Source organism: Vibrio sp. 10N.261.52.A1 (assembly GCF_002876325.1).
GTDB classification, from domain to species: domain Bacteria; phylum Pseudomonadota; class Gammaproteobacteria; order Enterobacterales; family Vibrionaceae; genus Vibrio; species Vibrio chagasii.
The window spans coordinates 1-4,831 of sequence record NZ_MCYD01000695.1 but is presented as its reverse complement, the minus strand read 5'-3'; the positions used below and the strand labels follow the sequence as shown (position 1 = coordinate 4,831).

General features: G+C 42.2%; 3 protein-coding genes and 1 pseudogene. All 4 read right to left on the bottom strand.

All coding sequences use genetic code 11. The features are described 5' to 3' along the window. Positions 1-32: 32 nt before the first annotated feature. Positions 33-1,136: an FAD-dependent oxidoreductase gene (locus BCT81_RS13665; RefSeq protein ID WP_102424774.1), complete on the bottom strand. Its 1,104-nt coding sequence runs from the start codon at positions 1,134-1,136 to the stop codon at positions 33-35. 319 nt (positions 1,137-1,455) lie between these two features. Continuing rightward, on the bottom strand, positions 1,456-3,012 hold the full coding sequence (locus tag BCT81_RS13660) for a M85 family metallopeptidase (RefSeq protein ID WP_102424773.1): 1,557 nt from the start codon (positions 3,010-3,012) through the stop codon (positions 1,456-1,458). Between the two features lie 301 nt (positions 3,013-3,313). Further along, a pseudogene (locus tag BCT81_RS29765) lies at positions 3,314-3,610 on the bottom strand (FUSC family protein); the annotation flags it as partial. Between the two features lie 185 nt (positions 3,611-3,795). Further along, positions 3,796-4,831 (bottom strand): methyl-accepting chemotaxis protein (locus BCT81_RS13650; protein WP_102424772.1); only part of this gene is annotated, 1,036 nt, incomplete at its 5' end.

Here is a 4,831-nt window from a genome sequence, read left to right as displayed (position 1 = left end):
CTTTAGATTTATCAAATATTTATATCAGTAATCTAGTTTTTCCGTGTAGCAATCTCTTGAATTACACGCTCTGCCGCTTCTAAGGCACCTTCGATAAATCCTCCAAACTCTTTTGCAGATTCAGTACCTGCAAAATAAATGCCCTGTTTTTCTAGTCGTTCTAACGAAGTATGCAACCCATATTGAGGATGAGTGGAAGGGGGCAATTGATCCTCTTCAACGGCTGTGTAAATTTCTTTTGACCAGTCTAACAGCTTCACTTCGGTGGTGTTGTAAGCTTCTGGACCATAGATCCTTGAAAGCTGTTCAACCGCCATGGTTTTTAATTGTGCAGTACCTAGCTTCATTCGTGTTTCGGCATTGAAACCTACAAACCCGAATAGAGCAGCATGCCCATTTTCAGCACTCGCATCATGAATTTCCACCAGTGGGCCAATTTGACTATTTGCGTACCCTGATAATCCATTCTTCCGCCAGAACGGTTTATCATAAAGTGCGAAGAATTTCGCATGGGCGGCCATCCATGTGGGTGCTCTTTTCAGAGCTTCGAGTGCTTTTGTTGGAAGTGCAGGGGAAAAGCGAATGTTATTTGCAATTAAACGGTGAGGAAGTGCAAGAATAATGTTTTCACTTTCTAAGCGTATGGCCTTTTTTTGGTGGAGAACATCTAATGCAAATCCTTGGCTCTCAGTATGATTAACTCCTTGTAATTGATGCCCACACTTAATGTTATCTTGGTTAAGAAGTGCAGCAACGCCCATGGTTAATTGTGCTATACCCCCAGAAACTCTCATGGACTGAGGTGCGGAAAAGAATTGATTAGGTACTTTGCGAACCCCCTTACCTCCCGCCTGCTCTAGCATCATGTCGCCCGTTTCGTATTGTTCTATGATTGGTAGTGATAGGCTATCGACAAGTCTCATAACTCGCTGATTTATTTGGGGCCAAAACCAAGAAGGGCCAAGATCAAATTGGTCACTTGGACTTGTTGCAGTCAAGCTCGAAGATGATAAGACTCTACCGCCGAGCCTTTCTCTAGCTTCTAGTAATAAGTAGCTATAACCAGTTTTTTCTAGGTATGCTGCTGTGTAGAGGCCGCTTAATCCGCCTCCTATTATAATAAAATCGTATTTCATTGTTTGCCTTGTATCTACCTATCTACTGATAGGTAGTTTAGGCTTTTTTAAATTCGATGGCAATACCTATCAGTAGGTAGGTAAAAGTGAAGTTTTCTATTTGAAATATTCTTGATATGAACTTCTTATGAAAGGACACATTTCGACGGCTTTAAAGTGTCGAAATGAGATTCTATGTAGCTTATGCGCTAGCTATTGCAAAAGCTACCGAGCGTTAATCATTACGTTTAAGCTAGCTTGTTATTATAAGGATTGTTGGAAGCTTTAAGGCAGCAGAAAGTGATTCTGCTGCTTTTGTCTTTGTTGCATCTGAGGGAATTTACAAAGAAAATTGAGGGGCATCACTATCCATTGATAACACTGAGTGATTGAGCAGGCGTTCATCCCAATCATCTTGTGACTCGTACTGCCACTGTCCGTTGGTATAGACAAATGACCAACCAGAACCAAGTCCTCCAGTTAAAGGGTCCGTTATAACGAGTGCGACGGGCCTGCCATTTAGATCAAAAAACATCTGACCAGCGTATCTAATTGTGTGCCAGTTAGTGCCCGCGAGAGTGGTAAAATTATCACTCCTGGTACTGTTGTTTATATCTCCTCCTACGACGCCAATGGAAAATGAACCATCGTTAAATCGAATTCCATATGGATTGTAGATGTCATTACCCTGAGCTTGTTCCTGACCGTATCCATACAAACCAAATCCCAATAGATGCTTCCAAGCAGACGCTTTATACCACGACTTCCAGGACGCCCAGTTTTTATTGTAAAAGCCGCCGCCATTTTTAGCTCTTAAAAATGCAAGTTTTGCGACAGACAAGTTCAGGTTGATCAGATCCCTCTTAATAAGAAACTGTCCTCCTTCAAAGTGAATAGAATCACTTATCGGCTTAGCTCGATCCTTCACATCAAAACTGCATTGGCCTGAGTTACTTGCGCTAGCGCCTGTAAAGAAAGCAGCCCCCATACTAAAGTCGTCGTCATCAAAGTTAGGGCGATCGGGTAAGTCGACATTCATTGATGAGCAGAACGAAGTGAGTAAACTAAAACTCGTAGAAGCCTTTGAGCCTCTTGCGATAATCGATATTCTTTGCAGTAATGCAGATGCCTCTGAAGGGTGTCTATTAATGGTTTGAATTAAAGCAGAAAAGTTTCTTTCTTTTAATGCTTGTATTCTGGAAGGATCTCCATATCCTGAGAAAGTGGGGATTGGCCAATCAAGCTCATTTGCCACACTTTGAGCTAAAATCTCGGTAGGACCATGTCTGTTCAGACTATCGGTGTCAGATGAACCTGTAATATGATGAATTACCTCATGAATTAATGCTTCTTGCCACCATGGGTAGTCGCTTGAATGGATGCTAGGTGCGACGCCTATATTCACGACAGGTGTACCATAGTCGTTCTCGCGAGCTTCATGGCTTGCAATAATTGGCACTTGTTCAGCATCAGAATCTTCGATATCGTCAATTTCTACGTCATCAACATCGGAAAAATCTCCTTCGCGCTCTTCATTAACCTCGTATTCATTGGTAAAGAGAATTTGCCCTACATTTTCTTCGTTATTATGTAGACCAAAAGAAATAGCATGTTGAAATGTTGGCGAATTAAATAGCGCATCTATTAATGTGTATTCTATTGAAGCTGCTGTATGGCGATCGATAATACTTCCATAGCTAGAAACGACCGATTGTGTTATTGCTGAAGAAATAGCTGCTCTTTGAGTACGTGTTAGAGGTTGCTGCATACCAGTGTTGACGACATAGTTAGCATAATCATCACTGTCACGCTCGGGCTTTTCACTTTCAGCAAATGCATCTCTTGGGGTAACAACAGTTAATATCAGGGTTGCAAGTAATACTGGATACTTAATCATGTTAAACTCAACGCATATTGGATGGGGTTGTATTATTTACTTACCGAAAGCTAAATCAAGTGTTGAAGTACAAAAATGGGCTTACACTACGAGTTAATCAAACTTAAAAGATTGGAAAGGAATATTCACTTAATTCTCGTATATTCCGAAACGGGAAATGTTCGGTTGAGCACAAACACACAGAGTTCTCATTGAGCTTTCCGAATGGTTGCGGTATCGCTGAAATATATAATTTGGCTAGACATGCCAGGCGACTCTAAAGGGAGCCATTGATTGCAGCGCTTGCAAGTAAAGCAACTCAGGAGCCAAAGGTAACTAAAAAAGTTAACCCACTGATAAGTAGCAGAGAGCTGACAGCTTGAGTTAACCCCCAAGCGGTGGCGGTAATAGCAAAACGAGTCCAACGCTTTGGGCCCGCAGAATCCAGCCCGCTAATGAGAGCGGCGGGCATTGTCATCAGCGCGGTCATCGCGACAGCCGTTTGATTGAATACCACTCATAAACCAAGAAACAACACAATGGCGCTGGTGGCACGAAGCCCAAGATTGACCGAAGGGGAATACCAGATTTTACGTAGAATGGCAGGGGAGAACGTCATGTGGATACCTTGTCTTTTTACTTGTTAGATGGACCAACTTTAGAAAAGAATCCAATCATTTAGTGGCACTCTGTAGCTATAACTATAGAGTGCCACGAATAAAAATTGAAGATATCAAGATGCTTGGTATTGACCTATTAGTTTGATCTCTGGTCGGAAGAACGGTAGCTAGAGATTGACAAAAACTACATTGATTCAGTTTCTATAATTTCATTCATTAAACGGTCAATTTGGAACACAACTTGGATACTCGCATCTTCCATTGCTTGAACCGCTGTGATTACGCCTTTTGTATCGCCTGAGGCTGCTTGACTCATAGCTTTTCGACCGTTGTCATGCACCTGTTTGTGTGGCTCTTCAAGCAATTGATAGCTTCTCAAGTGATTGTAAGCCTTACCATCACCGCGATAATACCATTGGCCTAAGCGACACTCTGAGTGAGTGTTGATGGTTTCAGTGAATGAACCACTTTGGAGTAGGCGATAGGTATTATTTTTCCAGATAGCGTGGTCGAGTTTTACCGAATCCAAGAACGCGCGAGTAGAAGCAATATGGATCACTTGCTTCATGTTTTCCGACTTCACAACTACTTCGTTAACAATAGAGCTTATTTGTGCGGACGACGCTGATACTTCTTCTGCGCAAACTTGGTTCTCTCCAATAGAGGTCTTTATCGCGTTTACTTGCCCCAAGACTTGCTTGACTAATGAGTCAATTTTTTCGCTAGCTTCACTGGCCTTTCCCGCAAGGGTTCTCACTTCGTCAGCGACGACTGCAAACCCGCGTCCTGCCTCACCTGCGCGCGCGGCTTCAATAGCAGCGTTTAATGCTAAAAGGTTAGTTTGGTCTGAAATCTCTTGGATAGTCGATACCAGGTTAGAAATAGCGCCAGCCGTATGATCCAATATATCGACAGATTGAATGCTTTGAGACGCCTGATCGCTGATCTTGATTGCGCGGTTGTCTAGGCGCACCAATGCTTGATGTGTTTGTTTAAACATATCATCCAGCTGTTGAAGCTCTTGGTTTTCATGAGCCATAGATTTCGCACTTTCAACCATCTCTTTTTGAATGGTTTTGAGCATATCTCCACCTTTCAAGCAATTAGACATCATTTTACTGCTGTTGTGATGTTGTTGATGTGTCGATTGAGCGAGGTTTTGCGACTTATTTAATTCCATTTCGAGAGCATTAATATCAGATTCATGCTTCTTTTTTAGT